Below are 15,516 nucleotides of genomic sequence, written 5' to 3'. Positions count from 1 at the left end.
TCTTCCACGGGCGTGCCGACTCCCAGGTCAAGATCCGTGGCTTCCGCATCGAACCCGCCGAGGTCGAGGCCGCGCTCGCCGCACACCCGGGTGTGGCCCAGGCCGTGGTGACCGTCGCCGAGGACACCGCGGGCGAGCGCCGCCTCCTCGGCTACGTCGTCCCCGCGGCCCCGGCCGTGGCGGACGCGGAACCGGCCGCAGCGGGCGAGGACCCGGCCGCAGCGGGGGAGGGCCCGGCCGCCGCGGGGGAGGATCCAGCCGCCGCGGGTGGGGACCTGGCTGCCGCGGCGGAGGACCTGCCTGTCGCGGGCGAGGATCTGCCTGTCGCGGACGAGGACCTGGCCGCCGCCGTCCGTGATCGGCTGCGGGACCGGCTGCCCGCGCACCTGGTGCCCGCCTCCGTCGTCGTCATCCCGGAGGTGCCGCTCACCGCGAACGGCAAGCTGGACCACAAGGCGCTGCCCGCGCCGGACTTCGCCGCGGGGGCCACGAGCCGCGCCCCGCGCACCCCGCGCGAGCAACTGCTGTGCGCGCTGTTCGCCGAGGTCCTCGGCCTGGAGCGGGTCGGCGTCGACGACAACTTCTTCGACCTGGGCGGCCACTCCCTGCTGGCCACCCGGCTCGTCAGCCGGGTCCGCGCCGCCCTCGCCACCGAGGTCGACCTGCGCACCCTCTTCGACCACCCCACCGTGGCCGGCTTCGCGCCCCGCCTCGACGGCGCGGCACCCACCCGCCCGCCGGTCGTCCGCGTCACGGACCGGCCCGAGCGGCTGCCGCTGTCCTACGCGCAGCAGCGCCTGTGGTTCCTGGACCGCCTCGACGGCCCCTCGGCCACGTACAACCTGCCGCTCGTGCTGCACCTGGAGGGCGACCTCGACACCGCCGCCCTCCAGGCGGCCCTGGACGACGTGGTCGCCCGCCACGAACCCCTGCGCACCGTCTTCCCCGAGGGCCCCGGCGGCACCCCGTACCAGCACGTGCTCGACCCGGCGCAGGCGCCCGTGCCCCTCACCGAGCGGCACATCGGCGGCACGGAGGGCGCCGACGGCACCGACGCACTGGCCCGGGCCGTCACGGACGCCGTGCGCCAGACCTTCGACCTGGCCACCGACATCCCCGTCCGCGCCTGGCTGCTGCGCGCGCACCCGACCGAGGCCGTCCTCGTCCTGCTGCTCCACCACATCGCCGCGGACGGCTTCTCCATGGCCCCGCTCACCCGGGACCTGGCGACCGCCTACACCGCCCGCGTCGAAGGCGCCGCCCCGGCCTGGGAACCGCTGCCGGTGAGCTACGCCGACTACACCCTGTGGCACCACCGGCTCCTCGGCGACGCGGACGACCCCGACAGCCTCTTCAGCCGCCAGTACCGCTACTGGCGCGACCAGCTCGCGCAGCTCCCGCAGAGCGTCACCCTGCCCGCCGACCGGCCCCGCCCCGCCGTGCTCGGCCACCAGGGCGACCTGCTCCGCCTCACCGTGGACGCCGGTCTGCACCGCGGCATCGTGGAGCTGGCCCGGTCCGCGGGCGCCACACCCTTCATGGTGCTGCACGCCGCCATGGCCGCCCTGTTGACCCGGCTCGGCGCCGGCGACGACATCGCCCTCGGCAGCGGCATCGCGGGCCGCACCGACGAAGGCCTCCACGACCTCGTCGGCATGTTCGTCAACCTCCAGGTGATCCGCACGGACACCTCCGGCGACCCGACCTTCGCCGAACTGCTCGCGAGGGTGCGCGAGACCAGCCTGTCGGCCCTCGCCCACCAGGACATCCCCTTCGACGCCCTGGTGGAGAAGCTCAACCCGGAGCGCTCCACCGCCCACCACCCGCTCTTCCAGATCAGCCTGGTCCTGCAGAACGACGGCGGCACCGGCGTCGACCTGCCCGGACTGCGCGTCCGCGTCGACGGCGCGGGCACCGGCACCGCGCGCTGCGACCTCGTGCTCAGCTTCGACGAGACCTACGCGGACGGCACCACGCCCGCGGGCATCGAGGTGTCCGCCGAGTACTCGACCGAGCTGTTCGACGCCACGACCGTGGAGGCCGCCTTCACGCGCCTGCGCCGGCTGCTCGCCGCGGCCGTCGCTGACCCCGGACAGCGCGTCAGCCGGGCCGACCTGCTCAGCGCCGCCGAGCACGAGCGGCTGCTCGCCGCCCACGCCAGCGCCGAACCGACCGTCGACGCCAGCACGTTCCCGGAGCTGTTCGCGGCCCGGGTGCGGGCCGCGCCCGAGGCCCTCGCGGTGGAGTCGGCCGACGACGCCTGGACGTACGCGGAGCTGGACGCGCGGGCCAACCGCGTCGCGCACTGGCTGCGCGCCCGGGCCATCGGCCCGGAGCAGCCGGTGGCCGTGGCCCTGCCGCGCGGTGTGGACCAGGTCGTCGTGGCCCTCGGCGTCATGAAGGCCGGCGCGTCCTACCTGCCCGTCGACCTCGACTACCCCGCCGACCGCATCGCGTACATGGTCACCGACGCCGCCCCCACGGCGCTCCTGACCACCCGCGCGGCGGCCGACGGCCTGCCCGCTGAGCTGCCCACCGCCGTCGTCGCCATCGACGCGCCGGAGGTCGCCGAGGCCTGGCGCGAGAGCCCCGGTACCGCCCCCGCCGTCCCGCTGCGCCTTGCCCACCCGGCGTACGTCATCTACACCTCGGGCTCCACCGGCCGTCCCAAGGGCGTCGTCGTCGCGCACGCCGGACTGGCCGCGCTGAGCGCCACCCATGTGGCACGCCTCGCCGTCACCGAGGACTCCCGGGTCCTGCAGAGCGCGTCCCCCAGCTTCGACGCCGCCTTCTGGGAACTCGTGATGGCCCTGACCACCGGCGCCACGCTGGTGGTGCCGCCGCAGGCACGCCTGGTGGGCGACGACCTGGCCCGGGCGCTGGCCGAGCGCCGCGTCACGCACGCCACCATCCCACCGAGCGTGCTCGGCACCCTGCCCGAGGACGCCCCGCGTACCCTCCCCGGGCTGCGCGTCCTCGCCGTCGCGGGTGAGGCGTGCCCGCCGGCGCTCGCCGCCCGCTGGGCACCGGGGCGCACCCTCGTCAACGCCTACGGCCCCACCGAGACCACGGTCTGCGCGTCCGCGAGCACCCCGCTCACCGGGGACCGGGTCCCCATCGGCACCGCCGTCACCGACACCCGGCTGCTGGTCCTGGACGCCCGCCTGGCGCCGGTGCCGCCCGGCGCCCCCGGCGAGCTGTACGTGGCGGGCCCGGGCCTGGCCCGCGGCTACCTGGGTCGCCCCGGCCTGACCGCCACCCGCTTCACCGCCGACCCCTACGGCCCGCCCGGCACCCGCGTGTACCGGACCGGGGACGTGGTGCGCGAGGGCGCCGACGGCCAGCTCGAGTACCTGGGCCGCGGCGACGACCAGGTCAAGCTCCGCGGCCTGCGCATCGAGCCGGGCGAGATCGAGGCCGTGCTCGACGACCACCACGGGGTCGCCCGGGTCGCGGTGGTGGTCCGCGAGAACAGGGGAGCCGCGCAGCTCGTCGGCTACGTCGTCCCCACCGGCACCGGCACCGGCACCGGCACGGACGCCGGGGGCGACGTCGACCTGGCGGCCGGTGTCTCCGCCAAGGACCTGCGCGCGTTCGCCGCGCGCCGCCTGCCCGAGTTCATGGTCCCCTCGGCCTTCGTGCTTCTCGACGCCCTGCCCCTCACCCCCAACGGAAAGCTGGACAAGGCCGCGCTGCCCGCGCCGGAGACCTCCGGCGACGCCTACCGCGCCCCGGGCACCGCGGTCGAGGAGGCCCTCGCCGCCGCGTACGCGGAGGTCCTCGGCGTCGAACAGGTCGGTGTCGACGACGACTTCTTCGCCGTCGGCGGCGACTCCATCCGCTCCATCCAGGTCGTCTCGCAGGCCCGCGCGCGCGGCGTGGAGGTCACCCCGCGGCAGATCTTCGAGTGCCGTACGGTGGCCCGCCTCGCCGAGGCCGTGGCGCGCGGCGCCGAGACCGTACCGGTCCTCGCGGAGCCGGCGGGCGGCGGCGTGGGCTTCGCGCCCCTGCTGCCCGTCGCCCGCCACCTCACCACGCTGGACGGCGGCCACGACCGGTTCGCCATGACCATGCTGGTCGAGCTGCCCGAAGGCATCGACGAACAGGGCCTGGTGGCCACCCTCGCGGCGGCCGTGGACCACCACGACGTCCTGCGCTCCCGCCTGGTGTCCGGGGCGCGGCCGGGCCTCGAGGTGGCCGCGCCGGGCACCGTCGACGTGGCCGCCCTCGTCCGCCGCGTGCCCGTCGCCGGCACCTGGCAGGAGGACACCTGGAGGCGGCGCGCCGCCGCCGCGCTCGACGCGGCCACCGGCGAACTGGGCCCCACCGCCGGGCACATGGCCCGCTTCGTCTGGTTCGACGCGGGCCCGGAGACCGCCGGACGCCTCGGCATCGTCCTGCACCACCTGGTCGTGGACGGCGTGTCCTGGCGCATCCTGCTGCCCGACCTCGCCCGTGCCTGGGAGCGGATCAGCAGGGGCCGGGCCCCCGAACTCGCCCCCGTCGGCACCTCCGTACGCCAGTGGGCGCACGCCCTGACGAAGGAGGCCGCGCGCCCGGAGCGCGTCGCGGAGCTGGAGCTGTGGCGCGCGGTGGTCGAAGGACCCGACCCGCTGCTCGGCACCCGCGCCCTCGACCCGGCCGTGGACGTGCGCGCGACCCTGGACACGGTCGAGCTGCGCCTGCCCGCCGAGGTCACCGAGGCGCTGCTGACCACGGTCCCCGCCGCCTTCCACGGCGGCGTCGACGACGGCCTGCTCGCCGCGCTCGCGCTGGCCGTGACACGGTGGCGCGCGGCCCGCGGTGTCACGGAACCCTCGCTGCTGCTGCGCCTGGAGGGCCACGGCCGCGAGGAAGGGGTGGTCGCGGGCGCGGACCTGTCCCGCACCGTCGGCTGGTTCACCAGCATGTACCCCGTCCGCCTCGACGTCTCCGGCTGCGACCCCGCCGACGCCCTCGCCGGCGGCGCGGCGGCGGGCGCCACCGTCAAGGCCGTCAAGGAACAACTCCTCGCCCTCCCGGACAAGGGCATCGGCTACGGCCTGCTGCGCCACCTCAACCCCGCGACCGCGCCGGTCCTCGGCGCGTACGAGGCCGGGCAGATCACCTTCAACTACCTGGGCCGCTTCACCGCGCACGACGGGCCGGAGCAGCCGCGCGGCGGCTTCACGCCCGTCACGGACGCCGCGGACCTGGCCGCCGGCCTCGACGCCGACATGCCCGCCCTCGGCGCGCTGGAGATCAACTCCTACGTCGTGGACGGCGCCCACGGCCCGCGCCTGACGGCCGAGTTCGGCTTCCCCACCGGGCTGCTCGCCCGGGAGGACGTCACGGAGCTGGCCACGCTGTGGCGGACCGCCCTGGAGGGCCTGGCCCGATACGTCGCCCGGCCCGGCGCGGGCGGCCTCACGCCGTCGGACGTCCCGCTGGTCGACGTCACCCAGAGCGACCTGGAGGAGTGGGAGGAGCGCCACCCGGGCCTGGAGGACGTGTGGCCGCTGACCCCGGCCCAGTCCGGCATCCTCTTCCACAGCGTGCTGGCGGACGCGGAGGCCTCCTTCGACGCCTACCACATGCAGTTCGTGTTCCACCTGTCCGGAGCCGTGGACCCCGAGCGGATGCGGGCCGCCGCCCAGGGACTCCTCGACCGGTACGCCAACCTGCGCACCGCGTTCACCACCTCCACCTCCGGCGAGCAGGCGCAACTCGTGCTCGCCCACGTCGACCTGCCGTGGCAGGTCGTGGACCTGCGCGCCGCGCCCGAGGCCGACCGGGAGGAGCGGCTCGCGCGGCTCGCCGCCGACGACCAGGCCCGCCACTTCGACCCGGCCCGGGCGCCGCTGCTGCGGATGACGCTGGTGCTCACGGGCGAGGACCGCGCTGAGCTGATCGTCGCCGCGCACCACGCCCTGATGGACGGCTGGTCGCTGCCGCTGCTCCTGCGGGACCTGATCCGGGGCTACGCCGCGGGCGGCGACCTGTCCGGGCTGCCGCGGGTCCGGCCGTACCGCGACTTCCTCGCCTGGCGCGCGCGGCAGGACCCCGAGGCCTCGGCGCACGCCTGGGCCGAGGAGCTCGACGGCCTCGCGGAACCCACCCTCCTCGCCCCCGCCGCCACCACCGAGCAGAGCGCGCCGGGCGAGGTCGAGGTGGAGCTCGACCCCGCCACCGCGCAGGACCTCGCGCGCCGGGCGAGCGAGCTGGGCGTCACCGTCAACACCCTGCTCCAGGGCGCCTGGGGCATCCTCCTCGGCCACCTCACCGGGCGGCAGGACGTGGTGTTCGGCGCCGTCGTCTCCGGGCGGCCCCCGCACGTGACGGGCGTCGACGAGATGGTGGGCCTGTTCATCAACACCCTGCCGGTGCGCGTGCGCCTGAGCCCGTGGGACACGCTCGCCGGTGTCCTCGGGACCCTCCAGGAGCGCCAGGCCGCTCTCCTGGACCACCACCAGCACGGCCTCGGCGCCATCCAGGAGGCCACCGGCCTGGGCACCCTCTTCGACACGGTCGTCGCCTTCGAGTCGTACCCGATCGACCGCGAGGGCATGGTGGAGGCGCACGCCCGGGCAGGCGTCGCCATCACGGGCCTGCGCCCGCAGAGCGGCACCCACTACCCGGTCACCGTGTTCGGCGTGGCCGACCCACGGCTGCGGGTGGCCCTCCAGTACCAGGGCCACCTGTTCACCGCCGAGGAGGCCGCCCGCCTCGCCGCCCGCCTGGGGCGCGTCCTCGCCCGCCTCGCCGCCGACCCGCACGCCCCGCTGGCCGCGCTCGACCTCCTGGACGAGGGGGAGCGCGACCTGCTGCGGCAGGCCGACGCCACCACCGCCGAGGTGCCCGGGCGGACCCTCGTCGGCCTCTTCGAGGCGCAGGCCGCCCGCACACCGGAGGCCGTCGCCGTCGTCCACGAGGGCGACCGGCTGACGTACCGCGAGCTGAACGAGCGCGCCAACCGGCTCGCCCGCCACCTCGCCGCCCGGGACGTCGGCCCCGGCGCCCTGGCCGCCGTCGCCCTGCCCCGCACGCCCGACCTGGTGGTCGCCACCCTCGCGGTCCTGAAGGCCGGCGCCGCCTACGTGCCCGTCGACCCGGGCCACCCCGGCGCCCGCGTGCGGCGCGTCCTGGTCACCGCGGACCCGCGCCTGGTCCTCACCGACCGCGCCACGGCCGCGACGCTGCCGCCGGACGCCGCCGACACGGCGCTGCTGCTCGACGAGCTCGACGTGTCGGCCCACGAGGCCACCGACCTCGACGACGGCGAGCGCACCCGCCCGCTGGTGCCCGACGACCTGGCGTACCAGATCCACACCTCCGGCTCCACGGGCGAGCCCAAGGGCGTCGGCGTCCCCCACGCCACCGCCGTCAACGACCTGCACGGCCTCGTGCGGCGGGTCGGGATCGAGCCGGGCCGACGGGTCCTCGCCAGTACCTCGGTCGGCTTCGACGTGGCCGTCTTCGAGTGGTTCGGCGCCCTGACCACCGGCGGCGGCATCGAGATCGTGCGGGACGTGCTCGCCCTGGCCGACCGCCAGGACCGCGACCTGAACGTGATCAGCACGGTGCCGTCCGCCTTCGCCGAACTCGTCGACCACCTCGCCGCCGTCACCACCCTGAAGACCGTGGTCCTCGCCGGTGAGGCGCTGCCCGCGGCCCTCGTCCACCGCATCCGCGCGACCCTGCCGGGGGTGCGGATCGTCAACGCCTACGGCCAGAGCGAGACCTTCTACGCCACCACCTGCACCGTCGACGACGGCTGGCAGGGCACCTCGACCGCCCCCGTCGGCGTGCCCCTCCCCAACGTGCGCACCTACGTCCTGGGTTCCGGGCTGCGGCCCGTACCGCCCGGCGTGGTGGGGGAGCTGTACGTCGCGGGCCGCGTCGGGCGCGGCTACCACCGGCGCCCGGGCCTGACCGCCGAACGCTTCGTCGCCGACCCGTTCGGCCCGCCGGGCGCGCGCATGTACCGCACCGGCGACCTGGCGCGCCGGACCGCGGACGGCCTGCTCGAGTACGCGGGCCGCACCGACACCCAGGTCAAGATCCGCGGCGTGCGCGTCGAACCCGCCGAGGTCGAGTCCGCCCTGGCCGCGCACCCGCTGGTGGCCCGGGCCGCCGTGGTCGCCCGCCCCGCCGTGGGCGGCGTGCCCGCGCTGGTCGCCTACGTCGTCCCCGCCGACGGCGCCGCGCCGTCCGCCGCCGAGCTGCGGGCGCACGCGGCCGCGCACCTGCCCGCCTCCATGGTGCCCTCGGCGTTCGTCACGCTCGACCGGCTCCCGCTCTCGCCCCACGGCAAGCTGGACCACCGGGCGCTCCCGGAGCCGGACCTCACGGGAGGCGCCGGGTACCGGGCACCGCGCACCCCTCGGGAAGAGGCCCTGGCGGGCCTGTTCGCGGAGGTCCTCGGCGTCGAGCGGGTCGGCGTCGACGACAACTTCTTCGACCTGGGCGGCCACTCCCTCCTGGCCACCCGCCTCGTCTCCCGCGTCCGCACGGCCCTGGGCGCCGAACTGCCCATCCGGGCCGTCTTCACCGCCCCCACGGTCGCCGGCCTGGCCGCCCGGATCGACGGCGGCGCGCGGGTCAGGCCCCCGCTGGCGCGGGTGGCACCCCGGCCGGAGCGGGTGCCGCTGTCCTTCGCCCAGCGGCGCCTCTGGTTCCTCCACAAGTACGAGGGCCCCTCCGCCACCTACAACCTGCCGCTCCCGCTGCGGCTACGGGGCGCGCTCGACACCGACGCGCTCACGGCGGCCGTGCGCGACCTGGTGGCCCGCCACGAGAGCCTGCGCACGGTTCACGCCGAGGACGACAGCGGCACCCCCTACCAGCGGGTGGTGCCCGCCGCCCAGGCGCGCCCGGACGTCCCGGTCGTGGACGTGGCGGCCGACGACGTGCGGGACGCGGTCGCCGAGTTCGCGGGGCACCGCTTCGACCTGGCCGGCGAGATACCGGTCAGGGCCGCGGTCCTGCGGGTCGCCGCACGGGACCACGTCCTGGTGCTGATGCCGCACCACATCGCCTGCGACGGCGCGTCCATGGCCCCGCTGCTCCGGGACCTCGGCACCGCCTACGCCGCCCGGGCCGCGGGCACCGCGCCGAACTGGCCCCCGCTGCCCGCCCAGTACGTCGACTACACCCTCTGGCAGCGGCACCTGCTGGGCGCCGAGGACGACCCGGACAGCCTGCTCGCCGCCCAGTGCGCCTACTGGCGCGCCGAACTCGACGGCGTCCCGCAGCCCCTGGAGCTGCCCACCGACCGGCCGCGCCCGCGGGTGACGAGCCACCACGGCGACGCGGTGGAGCTGCCCCCGGTGGGGCCCGCCGTCTGGGCGCGGGTCGAGCGGCTGGCCCGGGAGCGCGGCGCGACCGCCTCGATCGTCCTGGAGGCCGCCCTCGCGGTCCTCCTGCACGGCTTGAGCGGCGAGGACGACCTCACCATCGGCTCCCCGATCGCCAACCGCACCGACGAGAACCTGACCGACATGGTCGGCTTCTTCGTCAACACCTGGGTGCTGCGCGCCCGCCTCGGCGGCGGGTCCACCTTCGCCGAGCTGGTCGACCAGGTCCGCACGAAGTCCCTCGCGGCGTACGACCACCAGGACGTGCCTTTCGAGCGCCTGGTGGAACTCCTCCGGCCGGAGCGCTCGACGGCGTACTCACCGCTGTTCCAAGTGGCGTTCGCCTGGCAGAACTTCGCCCCCTCGGACGTCGACCTGCCCGGCCTGCGGGCGGAGGTGGTGGAGGTCCACAACCGCACCACCAAGTTCACGCTCTCCTTCAACCTGGCCGAGCTGCCCGGGCGGGGCGTGGTCGGCGCCCTGGAGTACGCCACCGACCTGTTCGACCGGGACACGGTCCACGCGATCGCCGACCGCTACGTCCGTCTGGTCGAGCGGCTGGCCACCGACCCGCACACGCCCCTGGGCCGGTTCGACCTGCTGGAGCGCGGCGAGCGCGAGCGGATCCTCGGCGCCTGGAACGACACGGCCGCGCCGAGGCCCGCCCGGAGCGTCCCCGAGCTGTTCGCGGAGCAGGCGGCCCGCACCCCCGACGCCCCGGCGGTGGTGGACGGCGCGCGGCGGTCGACCTACCGCGAACTGGCGCGGCGGTCCGACCGCCTGGCCCGGCTCCTGGCCGGACGCGGCGTGGGCCCGGAGTCGGTGGTCGGCCTGGCCCTGGCCCGCGGCCTGGAGCAGGTCACCGCCGTCCTGGCCGTCCTGAAGGCGGGCGGCACCTACCTGCCCCTGGACCCGGGCCACCCGGCCGAGCGCCTCGCCTTCATGCTCCGGGACAGCTCGCCCGCCCTGGTGCTGACCGACTCCGCCACCGCGGACCTGCTGCCGCCGGGCGACGTTCCCCACCTCGTCCTGGACGCCGCCGGGACGCGCGCGGAGTCCGCGGGTGCCGCCGGGCCGTTCACCGCCCCGGCGATCCACGCGGACCAGCTCGCGTACGTCATGTACACCTCTGGCTCCACCGGTACGCCCAAGGGCGTCGGGGCCACGCACCGGGCCGTGGCGGGCCTGGCCCTGGACAGCCGCTTCGCCGACGGGCACGAGCGCGTCCTGCTCCACTCCAACCAGGCCTTCGACGCCTCCACGTACGAGCTGTGGACCCCGCTGCTCCGGGGCGGCACCGTCGTCGTGGCGCCTCCCGGACTGCTGGACGCCGAGGCCCTGTCCCGGCTCGTCACGGCGGAGCGGGTGAGCGCGGCCTTCGTCACGATCGGCCTGTTCAAGGTCGTCGCCGAGACGCGGCCGGAGTGCTTCGCGGGCCTGCGCCAGGTGTGGACGGGCGGCGACGTGGTGCCGCCCTCCGTCGTCCGGCGGGTCCTGGAGGCCTGCCCGGACCTCCAGGTCGTCGACGTCTACGGTCCGACCGAGGCGACGACCTTCGCTACGGGCCACCCGGTGTCCCGCGCCGGGGAGCTGCCGGAGCGGCTCCCGATCGGGCGGCCGCTGGACAACACCCGCGCCTACGTCCTGGACGGGGCGCTGCGGCCGGTGCCGCCGGGTGTGCCCGGGGAGCTGTACCTGGCGGGGGAGGGCCTGGCCCGCGGCTACCTGGGCCGGGCCGCCCTGACCGCCGAACGCTTCGTGGCCTGCCCGTACGGCGTGCCCGGCGAGCGGGCGTACCGCACCGGGGACGTCGTCGCCTGGACCCACGAGGGCCGCCTGGTCTTCCACGGGCGTGCCGACTCCCAGGTCAAGATCCGTGGCTTCCGCATCGAACCCGCCGAGGTCGAGGCCGCGCTCACCGAACACCCGGACGTCGCCCAGGCCGTGGTGACCGTCGCGGGCGACACCGCCGACGTCGGCGGCAGGCACCTGGTGGCTCACGTGGTCCCGGTCGACAGGGCGGCCGTGGGTGCGGCGGGTGCGGCGGATGCGGCGAGTGCGGCGAGTACGGCGGGTGCGACGGATACGGCGGGTGCGGCGAGCGCGACGGATGCGACGAGTGCGGCGGGTGCGGCGAGCGCGACGGATGTGGCGGGTGAGGCCGACGTGGCGGACGCGGCGGGCGCGGCGGGCGGGGAACTGGCGGCCCGCCTCCGCGACTTCCTCGCGGCCCGCCTGCCCGCGTACATGGTGCCGTCCGCGCTCGTCACCGTCGAGCGCCTGCCGCTCACCCCCAACGGCAAGGTCGACCACAAGGCGCTGCCACAGCCCGGCCACCCTGGGGGCGGGGGTGCCCGGCAGGAGCCGCGCACGCCGCAGGAAGAGGTCCTGGCGCGCCTGTTCGCGCAGATCCTGGGGGTCGAGCGGGTGGGCGTCGACGACAACTTCTTCGACCTGGGCGGCCACTCCCTCGGAGCCACCCGCCTCGTCGGACACCTCCGCAAGATGCTGAACGTGGACGTACCCGTACGCGTGGTCTTCGAGACCCCGACGGTCGGGGCCCTCGCGGCCCGGCTGAGCGCCGGCTCCGACGTGGACGGCCCCACCGACCCGTTCGGCGTGGTCATGCCCCTCAAGGGCGGCGGCGCCGAGCCGCCGGTGTGGTTCCTCCACCCCGGCAGCGGCCTCGCCTGGTCCTACCTGGGCATGGCCACGCAGTTGGGCGACCGGCCCGTGTACGGCATCCAGGCGCGCGGCTTCGACGGCTCACCGGTGCCGGAGAGCTTCGCGGACATGGTGCTCGACTACGCGGAACAGGTCCTCGCGGTCCAGCCGGACGGCCCCTTCCACCTGATCGGGCACTCCCTGGGCGGCCCCCTGGCCCACGCGGTCGCCGCCGAGCTCCAGCGGCGCGGGCACGAGGTGCCGGTGGTGGGCATCCTCGACGCGGTCCCGAGCGACTGGTTCGCCGAGCACCGGGAGGCGGTCCTCCTCGACCGGTCCCAGGCGCGCGAGTTCCTCGACGGCTACCTCCCGGGCGACCAGGACGGCGAGGAGCGCCGGTCCGTCATCGAGAACGGCTCTGCCCTGATGGTCCGGCACGTGCGGATGGTGGGGGAGTACGCCCAGCCCACGTACCGCGGCACGGTGCTGTTCTTCCGGGCCACGCGGAGCACCGGTCCGGAGGCCCGGCTGTGGGCCCCGTACGTCGAGGGCGACGTGCTCGCGTACGACATCGACGCCACGCACTACGGTCTCACCGCACCCGAACCCGCGGCGGAGATCTGCGCCGTGGTGAACCGCCACCTGCGCGGCTGAGCCGCCGCCGACGGCCGCGCCCGGTACACCGGAAGCGGCCGTCGCGTGCGTACGGCGCGCCACCGGGCGGCCGTCCCGCGGACCCGGGGAACAAGGGCGGCTCTCGCGCGTACCCAGGGGAACACGGGCGCGGCGCGAGTCGTTGATCCGGGGACGGGTACGGTACGGCGGGTTCCGGCACACGGCGCGGTACCGGTGCGGTACCTGTCATCCCGTCGCCCGGCCCGGGGCGGGTCGACGTCGGACGCGCTGTCCGCTGTGAGGAGGCGATGGTGTTCGGAAAGGGCACGTGGCTGTTGGTGGGCGCCGTGGCCGCGGCCTGCATGCTGCTCGTCGGTCCCAGCGCGCCGAGCAGCCCCCTCCACGTCCAGGGGCCGCGGGACGGGGCCGCCAGGGACGTCGACGTCAAGCCGGACCGGGTGATGACGTGGAACATCTGCAACCCCTGCGACGCGAGTAACGCCGGCCGTGCGGCGGAGATCGCCCGGTTCGCCCCCCAGGTCATCGGCCTGCAAGAAGCGTGCATACGTGACGTCGAGAAGATCCGGGACTACCTGGAGGGCCTGTACGGGCTGGTGTACCACGTCGAGTACGGGACGGTGCTGCGCCACCGCGGCCGCTGCGGGGGCTGGCCGTGGCGCCCGGGCGCGTTCGGCCAGGCGATCCTCTCGGCGGCGCCGATGACGGACCGCGTGAGCGTGGAGTACCCCGACGGCGGCTCCGAGGACCGCGGGTACATGGCGGTGACCACCGAGGTGGGGGGCCGGTCCGTGCGGGTCTTCAACACGCACTTCGCGCAACGCCGCCAGGAGGCGGTCCGCGCGGCCCAGGCCCGGGTGCTCGCCGAGCGGGTCGCCCGGCACGACCGCGCGATCGTGCTCGGCGACTTCAACGCCGTGCCCGCCGCCCCCGAACTGTCCCCGCTGTGGTCCCTGGCCACGGACGCGGACCCCCGGTGCCGCCCCCTGTCCAGCGGCGCCTGCGAGCCGACCACCGACTGGCACCTCAAGTTCGACTACGTCTTCCTGCGCGCCCTCACCCCCCGCGCCCAGGGCGTGCACGCCTCCCGGTACTCGGACCACCACCTCGTGCACGCCGACCTGCGCGCGACCTCACGGAGCTGACCGCAACCCGCCCTCGGCAGGGAGCGCCTGCCGCCCGCCGAACCGCCAGCGGTGCACCTCGACGTCGGCGTACCGCCCCGGGGTCAGGACGGCACGTGCCGCGTCCGGACCCGCCGCCCGGACCAGCGCCGCCGTCCCCAGCCAGGCGGTGCCGTCGTCGGACAGCAGCGGCCCGTAGGCGATCAGCTCGTCCCGGCCGCGCGGCGCGAGGTCGACGGCCTGCCCCTCGCCGAAGCCGAGCACCAGGTACCGAGCAGCTCGTCGCGCGGGGGCAGGGAGCCGGGCCGGTCGCGGTGGTGGCAGAGGAACTCCATGGCTGATGATCTCCCCGGGGAGGCGTTCGAGGCGAGCCGTTTTCCCGCGCGGACCGCGCAGCGCCCCGTTCCGGCGGGCCCGTGGTCAGCCCTCGGGGAGGGCGGGGAAGTGGCGGATGAAGACGTCCGACGTGCCGTTGGTGTCGCCGGGCACGATGTCGTCGGCCGCGGACTGGAAGACGACGTGGCGTCCGTCGGCGCTGACGGCGTCGACGCCTGCCGTGGCGGGCTGCTGGGAGACGGTCCGGTCGGTGCCGGTGTACAGGTTGCGCAGGACGAGGGCGGGCCCGGTGGTGTCGTGCGGGGCGTACAGGAGGTGGCGGCCGGTGGGGTCGATGGCCAGGCCCTTGACGTTCGGTACGAGTTGGGCGGTGCCCGAGCCGACGTCGTGGACGTAGGTGTCGGGGCCCGAGCGGTGGACGACCTTGCCGCCGTCGTCGCTGAGCTGGACCAGGGACGCCGTCGTGGCGGGGCCTTCGAGCGGCCCGGTGGAGGTGCCGGTGGTCCGGTCCCACACGAACACGTCCCCGGCCTTGCCGTCCTGGTAGGCGACACGGCGGCCGTCGCCGCTGATCGACGGCCGGGCCGCGGACGTGTGGCCGAGGTCGGCGACGGTCTCTGTGGCGCCGGTGCCCCAGTCCTGCACCTCGACGCGCTGGCCGGACAGCGGTGGCCTGAAGGTGAGGGCGAGGGCGAGGTGGCGGCCGTCCGCGCTCAGCGAGGGCTGGCCGCAACTGTGCGCCGAGCAGTTGACCCCGGCGATCGCTCCCGTGCTCACCTGGTGCGAGAAGATCCGCACGTCGCGCATCCACTGCGTCGCGTAGGCGAGGTACGCCCCGTCACCGCTGATCACCGGGGGCTGGAGCGGCGTGTAGCTCCCGACCCGCTTGATCTGCCCGGCCGCCCGGTCGCGGACGTACGGCACGTCGCCCTGCGGGGGGCTGCCGGGCACGAGGTTCTTCGCCGCCGACGTGAAGACGACGTGACGGCCGTCGGGCGTGATCGACGCCCCGGCGGAGCCGCCGTCGCCCTGCGTGCCGTCGGCCGCGACGCTGATCCGCTCGACACCGGCTCCGGGGTCGTCCGCCACGCCGCGGGCCTCGGCCGAGGCGGCCGCGGGCAGCGCCGCCGTGACCGCGCAGACCGCGACCGCCGCGCTCAGGGCGCCCCGCAGGCGTCTGGTGGAACCCCGCTTCGCATGACCCCTCATACTTCCCCCCAGGCAAGGACACGTCTCCTCCTCCGATTCCCCACCGGAGGTCCACAGGCATGAAACCGCGATGGCGCTGTGGGGTCAATGCGTCACTTGACGTATTGAGGGACGGGGAGTCGGTCTCGTGAGACGCGGTCCGGGGCGTGGGGCAGTGCGTTGTCGGCCATGGATCGGGGGAGTGGTCCGCGGCGGGCGGCGGGCGGCGGGCGGTC

3 protein-coding genes and 1 pseudogene are annotated in these 15,516 nt (G+C 75.9%); 2 read left to right on the top strand and 2 right to left on the bottom strand.

Going from position 1 to position 15,516, the window contains the following annotated elements; all coding sequences use genetic code 11:
* Nucleotides 1-12,653, top strand: a 12,653-nt coding sequence (locus IE330_RS33935) for a non-ribosomal peptide synthetase (RefSeq protein ID WP_190140024.1), incomplete at its 5' end; no start/stop codon positions are given.
* 269 nt (nucleotides 12,654-12,922) lie between these two features.
* Nucleotides 12,923-13,777 carry an endonuclease/exonuclease/phosphatase family protein gene (locus IE330_RS33930; RefSeq protein WP_190140023.1) on the top strand — a complete coding sequence of 285 codons (855 nt, stop codon included), beginning with the start codon at nucleotides 12,923-12,925 and terminating at the stop codon, nucleotides 13,775-13,777.
* Here the strand turns inward: IE330_RS33930 and IE330_RS33925 are convergent.
* Nucleotides 13,766-14,029 (bottom strand): annotated as a pseudogene (locus IE330_RS33925) (YciI family protein); the annotation flags it as partial. The gene IE330_RS33930 and the pseudogene IE330_RS33925 overlap by 12 nt on opposite strands.
* Nucleotides 14,030-14,176: 147 nt before the next feature.
* The gene (locus IE330_RS33920) at nucleotides 14,177-15,301 is read right to left on the bottom strand and encodes a TolB family protein (protein ID WP_190140022.1); all 1,125 of its coding nucleotides are present in this window, start codon (nucleotides 15,299-15,301) and stop codon (nucleotides 14,177-14,179) included.
* Nucleotides 15,302-15,516 lie beyond the last annotated feature (215 nt).

Origin of the sequence: Streptomyces longispororuber (assembly GCF_014656095.1) — a bacterium.
Lineage (GTDB): Bacteria > Actinomycetota > Actinomycetes > Streptomycetales > Streptomycetaceae > Streptomyces > Streptomyces longispororuber.
Note: the sequence above shows the minus strand (reverse complement) of the source record. Positions and strands in the feature narration are given on the sequence as shown.